This window comes from Kibdelosporangium philippinense (assembly GCF_021390435.2).
Taxonomy (GTDB): domain Bacteria; phylum Actinomycetota; class Actinomycetes; order Mycobacteriales; family Pseudonocardiaceae; genus Kibdelosporangium; species Kibdelosporangium philippinense.
In genome coordinates, this window is sequence record NZ_JAJVCN010000001.1 from 3,234,972 (window position 1) to 3,252,373 (window position 17,402).

Consider the following 17,402-nt stretch of genomic DNA (forward strand, 5'->3'; position numbering starts at 1 on the left):
GGCCACCCGTGGTCAACATCACTGCGACGCGGACACTGCATTGGTCTTAACACAGGACTAACACCGCTAGCCGGGCGTTGCGACGACCGGCACAGCGGCCAGCAGCGATTTGGTGTAATCGTGCTGCGGCGCAAGCAGGACATCCGCGACATCACCGACTTCCACCAGCTCGCCCTGATACATCACCGCGACCCGGTCGGCGATGTTCCATGCCAGCCCCAGATCATGGGTGATCACGAGCGCGGCCAGGCCGAGATCGGCGCGCAGCCGCAGCAGCAGCGCCAGGATCTCGCCGCGCACGGAGGCGTCAAGGGAGGCGACGGGTTCGTCGGCGACCAGCAGCCGGGGTTGCAGCGCCAAGGCCCCGGCGATGACGACGCGTTGCCGTTGCCCGCCGGACAAATGGTGCGGCAGGACCGGCATGAACCGCTCCGCCGGGCGTAGTTCGGCCGCCTCGAGCGCCGCGGCGACCAGGGCGCGCTCATCGCCGGGCACGTTGTGGATACGCAGGCCTTCGGCGATCGACTCATATACGGTGTGGCGCGGGTTGAGCGCGCTGGCGGGGTCTTGCAGGACCAACTGGGCTTGTTTGCGGTAGTCACGCAGCCCCCGTGAGGAACGCGGCAACGGCCGCCCGTCGAACGACACGTCTCCGCTGGTGGGTTGCTGCAGGCCCAGCACGGTCCGCGCCAGCGTGGTCTTGCCGGACCCGGACTGGCCGACCAGGGCGACGATCTCGCCGTGACCGACCTGCAGGCTCACGTCCTTGACCGCCCGGGTCCACCCGCCGCCGCGCCGACGGAAGTCCACGACGAGATTCTCGGTCTGCAGCAACGGTTTCCCCGCTTCTGGCACGACCGGTGCTGGAAGCCCAGCGGGGTTGGTCGTGGCGGGCGCGTAGCGCGAGGCCGGGTCGCCGACGGTCGGGAACGCCGCCGCGAGAGCTTTGGTGTGCTCGTGCTGCGGATCGTGCACGACCGTGGCGGCGGTGCCCAGCTCCACGATCTGCCCGTCGTACATGATCGCCAGCCGCTGGCACATCGACCCGAGCACCGACAGGTCGTGGCTGATCATGACCAGGCCGATGCCGTGCTCGGTGACCAGGCGGGTCATCAGGGCCAGCACTTGGGCTTGGACGATGACATCCAGGGCGGTGGTCGGTTCGTCGGCGATCACCAGCCGCGGCTCGCACGCCAGGGCCATCGCGATCATCACGCGTTGTTTCTGCCCACCGGACAGCTCGTGCGGGTAGGCCTGTGCCTTGTCGACCGGCAGTTCCACCTGGGTGAGCAGTTCGGCCACGCGGGCGCTGATCTTGGCCTCCGGCACGCTGGCGTGCAGGCGCAGCGGTTCGGCGATCTGCCAGCCGATCGTGCGCACCGGGTTGAGCGCGTGCATCGCGCCCTGGAACACCACCGAGGCCGACGACCAGCGCACGGTGCGCAGCCGTCCCCAGCTCATCGTGCGGGTGTCCTCGCCATCCAGCAGGATCTCGCCGGTGACCTGCGCGTCTTTGGGCAACAGCCGCAGTACCGACATCGCCAGGGTCGATTTGCCGCAGCCGGACTCCCCCGCCAGCCCGAGCGTCTGGCCCGCTGGCAGGGTCAGATCGACGCCACGCACCGCCTCCTGGCCGCCCGCATAGGTCACCCGCAGGTCACGCAGTTCCAACACCGGCGTCGTCATCGGCGCTCCCGCAGTTTCGGGTTCAACACGGTCTCCAACGCGCGCCCCACCATGGTGAACGCCAATACCAGCAGCACGATCGCGACGCCGGGCGGAAGCAGGTACCACCAGGCGCCCGCGGTGATCGCGCCGCTGCTGCCCGCCGAGCGCAACAGCCCACCCCAGGTGATCTCGGTCGGGTCGCCCAGGCCGAGGAACCGCAGGGTCGATTCGGCCACGATCGCCGAACCGACCGCCAATGTCGTGTTGACGAACACCAGCGGCAGTACCGAGGGCAGGACGTGCTTGAAGATCACGTGCCCGTGCCCGCCGCCCAACGCCCGCGCCCGCTCGATATAAGGCCGCGCCTCCACCGACAGGGTCTGGGCGCGCACGAGCCGGGCGCTGGTGGGCCAGGACACCAGGCCGATGGCGAGGATGATCGTGCCCGCGCCGCCTTCCAGCACCGCCGAGAGCGCGATCGCCAGCACCAGCGACGGCATGATCAAAAAGAAATCGGTGAACCGCAACAGCACCGCGGAAAACCAGCCGCCGAAGTGCCCGGCCAGGATGCCCACGATCGTGCCGATCAGCATCGACAGCAGCGCCGCGGCCAGCCCCACGATGAGCGAGAGCCGCGTGCCCCACAGCGTGAGCGCCAGCACCGACACGCCGTTCTCGTCGGTGCCGAGCCAGAAGCTGCCGCTGGGCGATTCCAGCCGTGCACCGGTGGCTTTGGTGACATCCAGCGACGCATCCGAGATCAACAGCGGCGCCAGGATCCCCGTCGCGACGAACAACAGCAGGATGACCAGGCCGAACAGGCCGCCTTTGTTGCCAGCGAACTCACGCCACACTTTGCCCGCCGCCGCGCGGCGACGGGCCCACGCCGGACTGGTCATGACGCACGCACCCTCGGATCCAGCACCCGCAGCAGCAGGTCGGCGATCAAGTTCATGATCACCACGGTGATCACCAGCACAATGAAGATTCCTTGCAGCAACGGCAGATCCTTGGCCGCCAGGGCCTGCGCCGTCAGCTGCCCAAGGCCGGGCCACGAGTAGACCGCCTCGACCGTGATCGCGCCGGACACCACCATGCCCAGGTGCAGGAACACCAGGGTCGTGGCGGGCAGCAACGCGTTGGGCAGCGCGTGACGGCGACGCACCAAATCGTCACGCAATCCCTTGGCCCGAGCCGTGGTCAGGTAGTCGGAGTTCATTTCCTCCAGCAGCGAGGCCCGCATCACCAGCTGATACTGCCCGTAGAGCACGAGCACGAGCGTGATCACCGGCAGCACCATGTGATGCGCCACGTCCAGCGCATGCGGGATCAACGCAGTCGGCGAGTCCGGCCGCTGCATACCCCCAGAGGGGAACACACCACCCAGGACCATCAGCAGCACCACACCCAGCCACCACGGCGGGATCGACCAGAACACCAGCGCCACACCACTCGAGCCCCGATCAAGGGGCCCGTTGCGGCGCCACGCCGTTTTCACGCCCATCCACAGCCCGAACGCGGCCGCCAGCAGCGTCGCGGTGCCCATCAACAGCAGGGTCGGGCCGATCCGCTCGCCGATGATCACCCCAGCGGGGGCGTTGAAGGCGTACGAGGGGCCGAAGTCGCCGTGCAGCAAACCGACCAGATAATCCCAAAACTGCGCCAGGATCGGCTTGTCGAACCCGAAATCGGCGCGCAGCTTCTCCAACTGGGCGCCGGACACCGGACGACCGCGGGTCATGGTCACCAACGGGTCACCCGGCATCACCCGGAACAGGAAAAACCCCAGCACCACGACCATGAGCACGCTCATGATCGCGCCACCGATCTTCGTGAGCAGATAGCGAACAACCCCGCCACCGCGCTGCGGCGGCGGGGCTTCCACGATCGACTCCTCGACAGGCGCGAGGAAATCGGTCACCGGTGCCTACTCCCGTTCGTCAGCCGAGCCACGGCGACGCAGCCGCGCGAACACCAACGCGCCCGCGATCACCACGACCACACCACCGCCGACCAAACCAAGCACCAGGCCGGTGTTGCTGCTGGACTCCGCCGTCGCGGCGTTGTCGTCGCTGGTGGTCTTGCCCGGGGTGGCACTGTAGTAACCCCAGTAACCCTGCTGGTTCATGATCACGCCACCGTCGGACGGCTGCGTGGTGAACGGCGCCCACCGGTCAGCCCGGTAGGCCTCCAGCGGGTTGTCATACCCCAGCAGCACCAGCGTCGCCCGATCAGCCAGGACCTGCTGCATCTTCTTGACGATCTCCACGCGCTTGGCCCGGTCGGTCTCGGCCGCCTGCTGGGCATACAGCGTCTCGTATTCCTGGTCGCACAGGAACGAGTCCGGGGTGCCGCCCTTGCCGTCGGCGTTCGGGCGGTTGGCGCAGGTCTGCAGCGACAGCACATAGTCGGGGTCGGGGTTGGCGTTCCAGCCCGACACCGCCAGGTCGAAGTTGCCGCCCGTGGTGGCGTCGTTGACCTTCTGGTCGGACACCATCTGCGGCTCAAGCGCGATACCGATGTCCTTGAGCCAGTTCACCACGAACTTCGACGACTGCTCATCCAGGTTCGTGCCCGCGTGGCCCAACAACCGCAACCGCAACGCCTTACCGGTCTTGTCGACCCGGACGCCGTCCGCGCCCTTGGCGTACCCGGCGGCATCCAGCATCCGGTTGGCCTCGGCCGGGTCGAACTTCTGCTTCTGCGGCCAGTGGAACTCCGAGAACCCCGGCGGGATGTACCCGGCCGCTTCCACGGCGTACCCGCCCCACACCCGGTCCACGATCGTCTTGGAATCGATCGACAACGCGATCGCCTTACGCAACTGGATGTCCTTGAGCGCCGGGTTGCCATCCCCGATCGGCGCGCCATCCTTCGACGTCGCACCCGGGTTGATCAGGATCTCGTTGAACCGGCGGCCCGCCCCGGTGTTCAGCTTGACGTTCGGATCGCTCTTGAGCGCGTCGTACTGGGCGGGCACCAGCCGTGACATCAGGTCGATGTCACCGTTCTTCAGCGCCTGCACCTCAGCGTCGACGTTCTTGTAGTACACGAAATCCAACGCGTCGATCTTCGGCGCGCCCCGCCAGTAGTCCTTGTTGGCCTTCATCTTGATGAACTGGCTGGCCTTGTAGTCCTGCAGAATGAACGGCCCGCTGCCCACCAGCGGCAGTGGCGGTTCGGCCTTCAAGTCGGTGACGTTCTCCCACACGTGCTTGGGCACGATCGGGATGTCCAGCGCCAGCATCGTCGAACGCGGCTGCTTGGTCTTGATCACCAGGGTCTGCGGATCGGGCGCGGTCACCGACTCCCAGCCCTGCACGAAGCTGCCGTTGGCCGTGGCCGCGTCGTCATTGGTCATCATCTTGGTCAGCGTGAACTCCGGGTCCGCCGAGGTGATCGGCTGCCCGTCCGACCACTTCGCCCCAGAGCGGATCTTGAACGTCCACGTCAGCTTGTCGTCCGAGGTCGACCACGACTCCGCCAGACCCGGCACCGGGTGGTAGTCCTTCGCGTCATACGTGGTCAGATACTCATAGGTCAACCGGGTCAGATCCGTACCGATCCGGGTGATGCTGATGAACGGGTTGAGCGAATCCAGATCCTGGGTCACCCCAGCCCGCAACACCTTCTCCTGAGCCTGCGCGGTACCGGCCACCCCCGGCGCGGCCACCGCGACCAGCGCGATCACCCCCGCCACCCCAGCCACCCGACGTCTGACCAGCACGACGAACCACCTCTCCTCCGCAATTCGGAAAGAAATAACCATTCATCAACCTGAGAAGTCAATGAGTACCGGCAGATCGTGCCAAGACGTAACTTAAAGCCTTACGGTGAGCCCGTGCGGATCATGATATCGGCCGATATGGAAGGCGCGACGGGGGTCACCTACACCCAGGACGTCGTGCCCGGCACCGAGCAATGGCAGCGGATGCGACGCCTGTTCACCGGCGACGTCAACGCCTGCATCGAAGGCCTCTTCGACGCGGGCGCCACCAGCGTGCTGGTCAACGAAGCCCACTCCGCGCAGCGCAACCTCCTGCTGGAAGACCTCGACGAACGCGCGACCATGCTCACCGGACGCCACAAGCCACTGTCCATGATGCAAGGCATCGACACCGGCATGGACGGCGTGGTGTTCCTCGGCTACCACACCGGCGCGGGCCTCGACGGCGTCCTGGCCCACACCTACCTGGAAAACTCCATCACCAGCGTCTGGCTCGACGGCGTGCACGCCAGCGAAGGCCGCCTCAACGCCGCCATGGCCGCCGAACACGGCGTCCCCGTCCTGCTGGTCACCGGCGACGACAAGACCTGTGAAGACGCTCGCGATTACGTGCCACACGCACGGGTAGCCGTAGTCAAGCAATGCGTCAGCCGGTACGCGGCCATCTGCTTTCCCCCAGCCAGGACCAGGGAGGTGATCCGCACCCAAGCAGCCGAGGGGATGAAAAACGCTGGCCGTACCGAAAGCCACACCGCGCCGCATCGCATTGAGGTGGAATTCGACGCCACACACCTGGCGCACGCCGCCGCGGTCGTACCGACCGTGGAACTCATCGACGTGCGACGGGTCGGCTTCGACGCAGCCACCATGACCGAAGCCATGAAAGCGTTTAAAGTGGTGACCGCCATCGCGGCGGGCGCCGTGGAGGGTATCTATGGATGACGTTGAAGCATTGTGCTCCCGGCTGATCCGCCTGGACACCACCAACTACGGTGGCGGGCAATCAGCCGGCGAACGCGACGCCGCCGAACTCGTCGCGACCGTCCTGGCCGCCGCAGGCATCGAATCGAAAATCCTCGAACGCGACGCCCGCCGCAGCAACGTCATCGCCCGCGTCACCGGCACCGACTCCACACTGCCCGCGCTGCTGGTACAGGGACACCTCGACGTCGTCCCCGCCGACCCCGCGCAATGGTCACGCGATCCCTTCTCCGGAGAGATCACCGACGGATACGTCTGGGGCCGCGGCGCCACCGACATGAAAGACTTCATCGCCATGGTCCTGACCGTGCTGTCCACCTGGGCACACGAAGACCGCAGACCACGCCGCGACATCGTCCTCGCCTTCGTCGCCGACGAAGAAGACACCGGCGCATACGGCGCCGAATGGCTAGTAAAGGAACACCCCACACTGTTCGACGGCTGCGGCGCCACCATCAGCGAATCCGGCGGCTACTCCTACCACGTCACCCACGCCTCCGGCGCACCCATACGCCTATACCCAATCGGCACCGCCGAACGCGGCACCAGCCACTTGCGACTCACCGCCACCGGACGCGCCGGACACGGCTCCCGCCGCAACGACGACAACGCCGTCGTCAAACTCATCAGCGCCCTCGACCGCATCGCCCACCACGAATGGCCCATCCGCCTCACACCCACCGTGACCGCGTTCCTGCAACGCACCGGCGCCGCACTGGGCATCGACGTCGACCTGTCCGATGTGGACGCCACCGTCCAACGCCTCGGCAAAGCCGCACCACTGGTGGAAAACACCGTCCGCAACAGCACCCGCCCGACCGTGCTCAAAGCCGGATACAAGGTCAACGTCATCCCATCCACCGCAGAGGCCGAAGTGGACACCCGCACCCTGCCCGGCACCGAACAGGAACTGCTGACCACCATCGACTCCCTGCTCGGACCGGGCGTCACCCGCGAATTCGTCTACCGCAACCCCGCCATCCAGGCACCCGTCGACTCACCCTGGTTCGACGCCATGGCCGCCGCCATCCGCACCCAAGACCCCGACGCCGTCGTCGTGCCCTACTGCATGGGCGGCGGAACCGACGCCAAAGCCTTCGCCCGCCTAGGAATCCCCGGCTACGGCTTCGCACCCCTATCACTGCCGGAAGGCTTCGACTACCGCGCCATGGCCCACGGCGTCGACGAACGCGTCCCCATCGACGGCCTACGCTTCGGCACCCGCGTGCTCGACCACTTCCTGTCAACCGTCTAAGCCAGCTCAGGCACGGTCACACAACAACGGTCAATAATCGGCTTGAGTCTCCAGTCGCTGGAAGGTTGAGGCTGATCACGTGACCGAGTTGTTCAGCATCGGGCAGCTCGCCCGAACCACCGGCCTGCCGGTGCGCACCGTACGGTTCTGGTCCGACCTCGGCCTCGTCCCACCCGCGGGACGCACCTCCGGCAACTACCGGATGTACGACGCCGAGGCCGCCGCCAGACTCGACCTGGTCCGCACCCTGCGCGAACTGGGCATCGACCTCGACACCGTCGAACGAGTCCTGCGCGACCAGGTCACCCTCGCGGACGTCGCCAAAGCACACGTCCGCGCGCTGGACACGGAAATCCGCACCCTGCGGCTCCGCCGCGCGGTACTGAACTCGGTCGCCAGCAGAGGCAGTACGACTGAGGAGATGAAACTGATGCACGAACTGGCCAAGCTGTCCGCGCAGGAGCGGCAGCGAATCATCGACACATTCGTCGATGAAGCCTTCGCGGGCGTCGACAACCGGCCAGAAGGCACACGCATCGCCGACGGCATGCGCACCATGCCAACCGAACTGCCCGACGACCCCACACCCGAACAGGTCGACGCCTGGATCGAACTCGCCGAACTCGTCGCCGACCCGTCCTTCAAACAACGCGTCCGCGAAATGGCCGTCGCGGGCGCGTCCGACCAACAACCGCCAGCACATGGCGACCCACAGAAAGTGTTCGAACACGCGGCACCAGCACTGGCCGCGGGCATCGACCCGACGTCAGCCGAAGGCCAGGACATCCTGCACCGGATCATCCCCGCCGACATGTCCACCACTGAACGCCGCGAACTCGCCGACACGCTCGCCACGTTCAGCGACCGCCGCGTCGAGCGGTACTGGACCCTGCTCGGCAAGATCAACGGATGGAGCGAACGACCCGCGTCCGTCCCAGTGTTCGAATGGTTCATCGACGCCCTGCGCACATAGATAGCTGCTGGGGGCATAATTTCGCCAGCGACACGGTGGCCATGCGCTCCATGATGGACGCATGGCCACCCTCACGGCACAGCAACTCGGGCACCTGCGCCACTTCGACAACCTTTCCCGCCAGCAACCCAACGACTGGTCGCTGATGCAAGGAAAAGGCACCGGGCAAGAAGACTTCGGCAGCTACCGCTTCCAGCTGGCCTACATGGCCTACGCACTCGCCCTCACCCACCGCCACCACCTGCCAGCCGCACCAGGCCTCTTCCAACCCACGATCGTGCGCCTGATCGACAAAATCCTCCTGCCGGAAACCTGGCTCTACTGGCGCGACCTCTCCCGCGGCGGCGCCGTCGCCAACGCCTGGCTCGGCACACTGCCCGAAGAATGGAACCCCGTCGTCCGCGACAACATCATGTACAGCGCCTACGTCCAATCCATGGCACTGCTACACGACTACATGTTCGCCAGCGACCGCTACGCCCAACCCGAATCCCTCACCTTCCACCACTGGTCCTACTTCTGGGGCGGCGAGGAAAAACGATTCGCATACGACAGAGACACCCTCAACGACCACATCTACTGGCAAATGGTCGAAAACGGCTACCTCGGCGTCGCCTGCGAACCCAACTGCGTCTTCCAGATCTGCAACCAACCCGCCATCCTCGGCTTCCGCCTGCACGACCTGATCACCGGCACAACCAGAGCAGACGAAGTCGTCGCGGGCTACGAACAAGCATGGGCCGACTTCGGCCGACTCGACACCAACGGCCACTACAACATGATGATCTCGCAAGACACCCGCGCCGTGCGAGCCAACGAAGCACCCTCACCCTGGGTCGACGCCTGGTGCGGAGCACTGATGAACATGTGGAACCACGACTTCGTGCACGACAACTACCCCAGGCAAAGCAAAGCCTTCTACCGCCACAAACCAGACGGAACAGTGTCCGTCGACCCCGCACCCGCACGCTACGTGCAAGGAAACCGAGTCATCAGCGACACCTGCAACTTCGGCTGGACCGCCGTCTGGGCCGCGGAAATGGGCGACACACCCAACCTGACCGGCATGCTCAAACACGCCGACACGTACATGAACCCCACCTGGCGCGACAGCGGCCTCTACTACCCCCGCAACGACACCCCAACCGACACCGACGGCAACCTCACCGAGATCGAACCGATGACCGGCAACGTCCTACTGGCCTACGCCAGACTCAACGTGCCCGACGGACTGTGGGGTCTCTACAACACCCCCTGGCCACCCAGCCACTTCACCCAACCCGCCCTCGTCTCGGTCTCCCGAGACGTCGACGTGAGCCAGGCCGAAGTCATCGACGGCACACTGATCACCCGGCTACGCCGTGACGAAACCCTGCCCGGCGACGGCATCGTGCACGTCGGCCGCGTCCCCGGCCACTGGCAACTGCGTATCGACGGCCAACCCGCCAACATCCGACGCGTCGACGATCACCTTGTACTGCAAGCAAAACCGCAGTGGCAAACGTACACAGTGGAGCCACGGCCATGACCATCACCGCCACCTTCACCCTCACCGATCATGACGGCAACCCGGTAACCGCAGAGACCTACCACGGCTCGTGGGTCGTGGTGTTCTTCGGCTTCACCCACTGCCGCATGGTGTGCCCGCGCGCCCTGACCCGCCTGTCGACCGTCCTGGACGCCGTCGACAACCCGATCACCGCGCTCTACATCACCGTCGACCCCGACCGCGACCACCCAGTGCGAATGCGCTCGTTCCTCAAGGACTATCCACACTTCACCGGCCTGACCGGCAGCACCGAGGACATCGACACAGCGAAGAAGGCATTCCGCGTGTTCGCCCGCCGCAAAGACGATCCGCAAGATCCCGACGGATACGCCGTCCCACACACCGCGATCACCTACCTGCTCAACCCAGCCGGACAGTACGCGGCCCACTTCCTCGACTCACACCCCACCGACGACCTCATCACCCAAATCCGCGCGCTGACCGGCTAACTCACCAAGCCCTAGAGTGAAGTTATGACCGGCGGGCCAGGCGGTTTGTGACAACCTCGGCGGTGTTCACTGTGGACTGGGGACGCGGGACACCAGCGACGCCGCCACCGCCGCCAGACCTCCAGCGATCGCGATCACCAGGTACACCTCGGCATAACCGACCCGCACCACAGCGATCAACATCGCGATCCCCACCACCGCACCGATCTGCCGGGCAGCCGACGTGATACCCGTGCCCGTCGCCATGCGGTTGGCAGGCAACTGCGACACCGCCGCACTGGTGAACGACGGAATCGACAACCCAACGCCGAGACCCGTCATCAGCATGCCCGGCAAAAACCCCGTCAGATAAGAAGAATCCCCATGCAGCGACAACCACAACGCGCCCGCGCCGAACACCAGACCACCGGGCACCGCGATCGCCCGTGAACCAAAGCGATCCACCAACCTGCCCGCGAACGGCGCCGTTAGCGCCGCCACCACAGGCCCCGGCGTGACAGCAAGGCCCGCGTCAGCCTCCGAATAGTGCCAGACACCCGTCAAAAACAAGATATTGCACAGCAAAACCGCATAGAAACCGACATTGAACACGAACGCACCCGCATTCGCCGCCGAAAAACCCTTGCTACGGAACAAAGACAGCTCGAACACCGGCGACTCGTGCCGCTTGGACCGCACCACGAACCAGACCATCAACCCCACGGCGGCCGCGAAGCCAGCCACCACCCGCACCGAACCCCACCCCCAATCCTCGCCCTTGACCAGCGACAACGCCAGGAAGCCGATCGACAAGGCCAACAACCCCGCACCCACCATGTCCGGCCAGCGCGCCTCGACGTCCTTTGAGGATTCGCGCAACAAACGCACCGCGGGCACGAACACCAGCGCGAACACGATCAAGTTCACGAAGAACACCCACCGCCACCCCTGCCACGACACCAGCACGCCACCCAACGACGGACCCGCCGCCGCGGCGATCGCCCCGGTCATGGTCGACAACGCCACCGCCGTACCCCGCCGCTCGGGCGGAAACTCCGGCAACACCAAACTCAAGGAGATCGGCACCAGCGCCGCGGCCCCAACCGCCTGCACAACCCGGGCCGCGATCAGGACTTCGACACTCGGAGCCGCTCCACACAGGACAGACGCGGCGACGAACACGACCAACCCGGTCAGGAACGTCCGCTTGCGCCCCAACCGATCGGCCAAGCGCCCTGCGGGCACGAGCATCGCGGCGAAGACGACGTTGTAGGCGTTGAGCACCCACGACAGGTCGCTGAGCGGGACGTTCGCGAACGACGCCCGCATGTCCGGGAACGCCACGTTCACGATCGTCACGTCCAGCAACGCCATGAACACCGCGACCGAGGTGACGATCAGGACTTTCCACTGCCGGGCGAGTTGCATGATGAAACCCTAAGCCGAGCGGATTTCATCATGCAACCCTGTTGGTAGAGTTGGTCACATGCTGGGGAAGATGTACGACAACCAGGTCTGCTCGATCGCCAGGACGCTCGAGGTCGTCGGCGAGCGATGGAGTTTGCTGATCGTGCGTGACGCACTGCAGGGCAAACGCCGGTTCGACGAGTTCCAGCAAAGCCTCGGCGTCGCCCGCAACATCCTGTCCGACCGCCTGAACAAACTGGTCGCCGACGGCATCCTCGACCGGGTCGAGTACCAGCAACACCCAGCCCGCTACGAATACGTTCTCACCGAACGCGGCCGAGACCTCCGCCCAGTCCTGATCACCATGCTCAACTGGGGCGACCACCACGCACCCGACCCCGACGGCCCACCTCGCGTCGTCGAGCACGCAACCTGCGGAAACCCCACCACCTACGAGCCCGTCTGCCAGAACTGCGGAATCATCCACCGCGACGAGGTCAGGGTCCTCCCCCGCTCGTGAGCTGTTGGGTGTATTTCGTTACGATGAAAGCCACATAGCCTGTAGTACTCACAGCAGTCGCACAGCGAGCTCGTAGACGACATCCTCGGCGTCCACTGTGGCCGGATCGGCCAGGAAAGTCTGCCGCGGCCGCCAGTCAGACTGTTCCTTGTGCGCCTCAAGCCACCGATACAGCGACTCAAATCCCAGTGCGGTCGCCATATCGGCCTTGGACACACAGATGTACGCCTCCCGGCCCGCGTCCTCCGTGCGCCGGGTCATGTCAGGCACATCGACCTGGTCCCGCGTGACAGGGCAGCAGAATTCGACCAAACCGTCGGTGTCGTTGCTGATTTCCCCGTGATAGCGCAGAAATGGACGACCAGCCACGCCCTCTGGCCGGGCCACCGTTGGACCAGCGAACAGCGCGAACAACGGCGCCGCGAACGCACTGATCTGGTCGGCGGTGAGGTGTTCGCTCGTGGTCAGCAGCGCACGAGCCGGGATGTCACGGACAGATACGTCGAACATGGGGGTTTCCTTGCCAGTCAAGTGGTTCACGAGGAAATCGACCAGTTCCCGTCTCGCCCGCCAGCCCCGTTCCTGCTCTTCCCAGTACGCGCCGAGCTCGCTGGCCAGCGCTTCGGCCGGTAGATCGAGGACCGTCCTGATCCGGGCCAGTGGCATGTCGAGTTGCCGCAACTGGGCGACCTGCCGTGCTCGGTCGAGCTGATCCTCGGAGTACCAGCGGTAGCCGGTATCCGGGTCCACTCGCGCCGGTGGCAGCAGGTTCAGCTCGTCATACAGCCGCAAGGCTTTGGGTGACAGGCGCGCCAAACGTGCGAACGCGCCGATCGTCAGCAGGTCCATGGTCGTCTCCTCGTGTCGGACGCTGCCCACTCTGCGGCCGTCCCCAAGGGCAAGGTCAAGTCCACGGCGCTATCCGCAGCTCGGGCCACTCGCGCTGCCAGCGAGCCGTCTTGGCTTCGTACACGCTCCGAGGGGCGAGCACCCGATTGGGCCGCAGCACGAGGTCGAACATGTCCGCCAGGCCGTAGGGCGCGCAGACCCGCCACTCCCCTCCCCCATCGATGGCGGACACCCACACAGCAGGCAACTGCGGCAAAGGTGCCAATGGCGTCCTCAGTGGAGTTGTACGGCGGGCACGGGACGCCGAACTTCTTCTCGTACCACAGGTGTACCCGGGCTTCGTTGCGGATCTCGACCGGCGCGTCCCCGAACTCAGCCGACCTGATCACCGCGTCTTCCGCCTCCCACGACAGATCCGAGTCGTCGAAGTACATCAGGTCGTAGTCCCTGATGCCGTGTGTCGGCGGCCGTCCGGTCCGCACGTTCCACACCGTCTGGAACACGCACCCGGCTGCCAGATACCAGCCAGGCAACGCCAGTTCCGCAGCGCGATCGAGCACCTCGAGCAGAACCTTGTTGCACGACAGGACATCCCGAAGGTCTGCCGCGTTCACCGACTTCTTGGGATCCATCGGTCTTTCCCTGTGCGGTTTTGGCTCTATTTCGTCAAGATGTAATTCACAGTGTTCGTAGTATCAAGTGAAGTGTATGCACTCGGTTGCTACAACCGGACCATGACCTCCCGAATCACCTCCGTCATCCCCGCTCCAGTAGAGGTACACCCCTCCACCGACAGTTTCGTGATCACCGAGCACACGACAGTCCGCATCACCGACGACACCGCCACCGTCGCGCAGTACCTCGCCGAAACCCTCGCCCTCCCCACAGGCGCAACAGGCGAGATCACGCTGTCGCTGCAGGATGCCGACCCGAGAGTCGGCGACAGCGGCTATCAGCTGGCCGTCACCAACACAGCCGTCGACCTGCGGGCCAACACCGAAACCGGCCTGTTCCTGGCCGTACAAACCCTGCGCCAGTTGGTTTCGGATGAGCAGGTTGTGGACGGCGGCCAGATCCTGGACTATCCGCGATTCGCCCACCGGGGCACGATGCTGGACGTCTCCCGGCATTTCTTCACTGTCGACGAGGTCAAGCGGTTCATCGACCAGATCGTCCAGTACAAGATCAACGTCCTGCACCTGCACCTCACCGACGACCAGGGCTGGCGGCTGGAGATCGCCAGCTGGCCCAAGCTGACCACGATCGGCGCCGCGACACAGGTCGGCGGCGGGCCGAGCGGGTTCTACACACAGCAGGAATTCCGCGAAATCGTTGCCTATGCCCAATCCCGGCACATCACGCTCATCCCCGAGATCGACCTCCCCGGTCACGTCAACGCGGCCCTCGTGGCCTACCCCGAACTCACGTGTGGCGGCGTCGCGCCCGAGCCCTTCATCAGGACCGGTACAGCCACCGGATTCAGTTCACTGTGCACAGACAAGGAAGTCACGTACCAGTTCACCGACGACGTCCTGCGCGAAGTCGCCGCCCTCACCCCCGGCCCGTATCTGCACATCGGTACGGACGAAACCCACGCCACACCCGAGGAGGGCTACGTCAAGTACGTGCGCCGGGCCGTGGACATGGTCAACCGGTATGGCAAACAAGCCATTGGCTGGCACGAGATCCTGCGCGCCGACCCGCCCGCAGGCACCATCCCCCAGTTCTGGAGCAAGGCCGACGACGACCCACGCGTCGCCGAGGCGGCCGCCCGAGGACACAAGATCCTCCTCTCCCCCGCCAACAAGGTGTATCTGGACATGAAATACACCCCCGACTCCCCCACCGGGTACAAGTGGGCCGGTTACCTCGATGTCCAGGACGTCTACGACTGGGATCCCGGCAGCTACCTCGCCAACGTGCCCGAAGAAGCCATCTTCGGGGTTGAGGGTCCGCTGTGGACCGAGCATGTGGAACACCGCGGCCACATCGACTTCATGGTCTTCCCCCGCCTGCCCGCGATCGCCGAACTCGGCTGGTCGCCGCGGGAAAGCCATGACTGGCAAGACTTCCGCAGGCGCCTGGCAACCCACGGCCCGCGCTGGACCGCACAGGGCATCGAGTTCTACGCATCGACCCAGATCCCCTGGGCCGACTGAGCCCACGCCCCCCTCGTGAGTGGTTGGACGAGTTAGAACTCGTCTAACCACTCACGACAGACCTTGTGGCTTGCCTTGGCCACAGGCTCGGCCGGCGCAGGTTTCCCTTCAGGGCTGAGGGGCGTTTTGTCACTCTGAAATACACCGTGTCCGTAGTACTAGCTGCCGCACGGACCGGCTGGAGCTGATTCTTGTGGTGTGGTGTCGAATGGCGTCGAGCCCGTTCGTCGCGAAGGTGAGACAGCACTCACGAAGGAGCCAGCCATGAAGCAGTACCTGCTCGCCGTCCAGCTCGACGAGACCGTACGCGAAACCGGCGACGAGCTGCGGGAAATGATGGCAAGGACGGGCCGGGTCACCGATGAGATGCGGGCCGCGGGCGCGTGGGTCTTTGTCGGCGGGCTGGTCCCCTCGGACGCCAGCACGGTCGTCCGCCCAGCCAACGGCACGACCACGATGACCGACGGCCCGTTCGCGGAAACGAAAGAGCAGCTCGGCGGCTTCTGGGTGATCCAGTGTGACGATCTTGACCAAGCACTGGCCTGGGCGCACAAATGTGCGTTGGCCTGCGGGCGCGTGATCGAGGTCCGCCCCTTCGACCAGGTCGACTGAAATGGATCTGGACGGCGTCTACCGGGCGGAATACGGCCGGTGCGTGGCCACCCTGACACGCCTCCTCGGCGACATCGGGCTGGCCGAGGAGGCCGTGCAGGACGCGTTCACGGTGGCCATCGACAAGTGGGCCGAAGCCCTGCCCGCGAACCCAGGCGCGTGGATCGTGACCACAGCCAGAAACCGCGCGATCGACCGCCTGCGTAGGGAGTCCACGCGCGAAGCCCGTCACGCACAAGCCCTGCTGCTGCATGAACCCGACGAGCCTGGGCAACTAGGACCAGTGCGTGACGACCAGCTCAGGATGATCTTCACCTGCTGCCACCCGGCACTGTCACCCCTCGCCCAGACCGCGCTCACGCTCAGAATGCTCGGCGGCCTGGAAGCCCCCGAGATCGCGCGGGCCTACCTCGTCCCCGAAGCGACGATCTTTCAACGTATCGTCCGGGCGAAGAAGAAGATCCGGGACGCGGGAATCCCCTACCGCGTACCCAATTCCGCCGACCTGCCACAGCGACTGTCCTCTGTGCTCACGGTCGTCTACCTGATCTTCAACGAGGGATACGCGTCCACCTCGGGCCCGCTGGTCCGCACAGACCTGTGCCAGGAAGCAATCCGCCTTGCCAGGGCGCTCGCCGAGCTGATGCCCGACGAGCCTGAGGTGATCGGGCTGCTCGCCTTGCTCCTGCTCACCGAAGCCCGGCGACCGGCACGCGTCGGGCCCGATGGCGAACTCGTGGTGCTCGCCGAACAGGACCGGACACTGTGGAACCAGGACCTGATCGAAGAAGGGCATGATCTGGTACGCCAGTGCCTGCGCCGAGCCCAACCCGGCCCCTATCAGCTACAAGCCGCGATCAACGCCGTGCACACCGACGGGCCGAAGACCGACTGGACGCAGGTCCTGGCTCTCTACGACCAGCTGGTGCAGCACACCCCGACCGCGATCGTCGCCCTCAACCGCGCGGTCGCCGTCGCCGAGGTTCACGGGCCGGCGGCCGCGCTCAACGCCATCGAGGAGCTGGACCTCCCTGGCTACCACCTGTTGCCCGCGACCCGCGCGGACCTGCTTGCCCGCCTTGGGGAAAACGAAGAGGCCAATGCCGCCTACGCCGAGGCAATAGCCTTGGCCACCAACGACACCGAACGAGCCTTCCTCAAGACCCGGCGGGCGAATCTCTAAGAGCACCTCTGTCCATTGAGGACGCCGGCGCCTCGCTGATCAGCGGGTCGAGGTTCTCCCGCACGCAAGCCGTTGCCGCGGCATGGCTGGA

16 protein-coding genes are annotated in these 17,402 nt (G+C 65.5%); 9 read left to right on the top strand and 7 right to left on the bottom strand.

Going from position 1 to position 17,402, the window contains the following annotated elements; translation table 11 throughout:
- Positions 1–66: 66 nt before the first annotated feature.
- Genes LWC34_RS14925 through LWC34_RS14940 form a run of 4 tightly spaced genes read right to left on the bottom strand, consistent with a single transcriptional unit; the run spans position 67 to position 5,395 of the window.
- Entirely contained in the window at positions 67–1,686 is a 1,620-nt protein-coding gene (locus LWC34_RS14925; protein WP_233725658.1) for a dipeptide ABC transporter ATP-binding protein, read from the bottom strand.
- Positions 1,683–2,567, bottom strand: coding sequence for an ABC transporter permease (locus LWC34_RS14930; RefSeq protein ID WP_233725659.1), 885 nt, complete (start codon positions 2,565–2,567; stop codon positions 1,683–1,685). The genes LWC34_RS14925 and LWC34_RS14930 overlap by 4 nt, the downstream gene beginning before the upstream one ends.
- Positions 2,564–3,589, bottom strand: coding sequence for an ABC transporter permease (locus tag LWC34_RS14935; protein ID WP_233725660.1), 1,026 nt, complete (start codon positions 3,587–3,589; stop codon positions 2,564–2,566). The genes LWC34_RS14930 and LWC34_RS14935 overlap by 4 nt, the downstream gene beginning before the upstream one ends.
- 6 nt (positions 3,590–3,595) lie before the next feature.
- Complete coding sequence (locus tag LWC34_RS14940) at positions 3,596–5,395, bottom strand: ABC transporter substrate-binding protein (protein ID WP_308200042.1); 1,800 nt, start codon at positions 5,393–5,395, stop codon at positions 3,596–3,598.
- 114 nt (positions 5,396–5,509) lie between these two features.
- Between LWC34_RS14940 and LWC34_RS14945 the strand changes: the two genes are divergently transcribed.
- From LWC34_RS14945 to LWC34_RS14965, 5 genes are all read left to right on the top strand, one after another.
- Positions 5,510–6,337, top strand: coding sequence for a M55 family metallopeptidase (locus LWC34_RS14945; protein WP_233725661.1), 828 nt, complete (start codon positions 5,510–5,512; stop codon positions 6,335–6,337).
- A complete protein-coding gene (locus tag LWC34_RS14950; RefSeq protein WP_233725662.1) occupies positions 6,330–7,631 on the top strand; it encodes a M20/M25/M40 family metallo-hydrolase in 1,302 nt (433 codons plus the stop codon). The genes LWC34_RS14945 and LWC34_RS14950 overlap by 8 nt, the downstream gene beginning before the upstream one ends.
- A 79-nt stretch (positions 7,632–7,710) precedes the next feature.
- Entirely contained in the window at positions 7,711–8,604 is an 894-nt protein-coding gene (locus LWC34_RS14955) for a helix-turn-helix domain-containing protein (protein ID WP_233725663.1), read from the top strand.
- A gap of 61 nt (positions 8,605–8,665) precedes the next feature.
- Positions 8,666–10,132 carry a linalool dehydratase/isomerase domain-containing protein gene (locus tag LWC34_RS14960; protein WP_233725664.1) on the top strand — a complete coding sequence of 489 codons (1,467 nt, stop codon included), beginning with the start codon at positions 8,666–8,668 and terminating at the stop codon, positions 10,130–10,132.
- On the top strand, positions 10,129–10,602 hold the full coding sequence (locus LWC34_RS14965; RefSeq protein ID WP_233725665.1) for an SCO family protein: 474 nt from the start codon (positions 10,129–10,131) through the stop codon (positions 10,600–10,602). Before LWC34_RS14960 ends, LWC34_RS14965 begins: the two co-directional genes overlap by 4 nt.
- Before the next feature lie 66 nt (positions 10,603–10,668).
- Here LWC34_RS14965 and LWC34_RS14970 read toward each other — a convergent pair whose 3' ends face one another.
- Positions 10,669–12,009 (bottom strand): MFS transporter, encoded by a 1,341-nt coding sequence (locus tag LWC34_RS14970; protein WP_233725666.1) that lies wholly within the window; start codon positions 12,007–12,009, stop codon positions 10,669–10,671.
- A 58-nt stretch (positions 12,010–12,067) separates the two neighbouring features.
- On the opposite strand from LWC34_RS14970, the gene LWC34_RS14975 reads away from it, so the two are divergent.
- Positions 12,068–12,508, top strand: coding sequence for a winged helix-turn-helix transcriptional regulator (locus LWC34_RS14975; RefSeq protein ID WP_233725667.1), 441 nt, complete (start codon positions 12,068–12,070; stop codon positions 12,506–12,508).
- 48 nt (positions 12,509–12,556) lie between these two features.
- On the opposite strand, the gene LWC34_RS14980 is transcribed toward LWC34_RS14975, so the two are convergent.
- Positions 12,557–13,357, bottom strand: coding sequence for a MerR family transcriptional regulator (locus LWC34_RS14980; protein ID WP_233725668.1), 801 nt, complete (start codon positions 13,355–13,357; stop codon positions 12,557–12,559).
- Entirely contained in the window at positions 13,345–13,989 is a 645-nt protein-coding gene (locus tag LWC34_RS59295; protein ID WP_443667748.1) for a nucleotidyltransferase family protein, read from the bottom strand. Before LWC34_RS59295 ends, LWC34_RS14980 begins: the two co-directional genes overlap by 13 nt.
- Before the next feature lie 102 nt (positions 13,990–14,091).
- Between LWC34_RS59295 and LWC34_RS14990 the strand changes: the two genes are divergently transcribed.
- The 3 genes from LWC34_RS14990 (at position 14,092) to LWC34_RS15000 (ending at position 17,311) form a co-directional block, all read left to right on the top strand.
- Positions 14,092–15,516, top strand: coding sequence for a beta-N-acetylhexosaminidase (locus tag LWC34_RS14990; RefSeq protein ID WP_233725669.1), 1,425 nt, complete (start codon positions 14,092–14,094; stop codon positions 15,514–15,516).
- A gap of 264 nt (positions 15,517–15,780) precedes the next feature.
- Positions 15,781–16,128, top strand: coding sequence for a YciI family protein (locus LWC34_RS14995; protein ID WP_233725670.1), 348 nt, complete (start codon positions 15,781–15,783; stop codon positions 16,126–16,128).
- Position 16,129: 1 nt separating this feature from the next.
- A complete protein-coding gene (locus tag LWC34_RS15000; protein WP_233725671.1) occupies positions 16,130–17,311 on the top strand; it encodes an RNA polymerase sigma factor in 1,182 nt (393 codons plus the stop codon).
- The last annotated feature ends 91 nt before the right edge of the window (positions 17,312–17,402 follow it).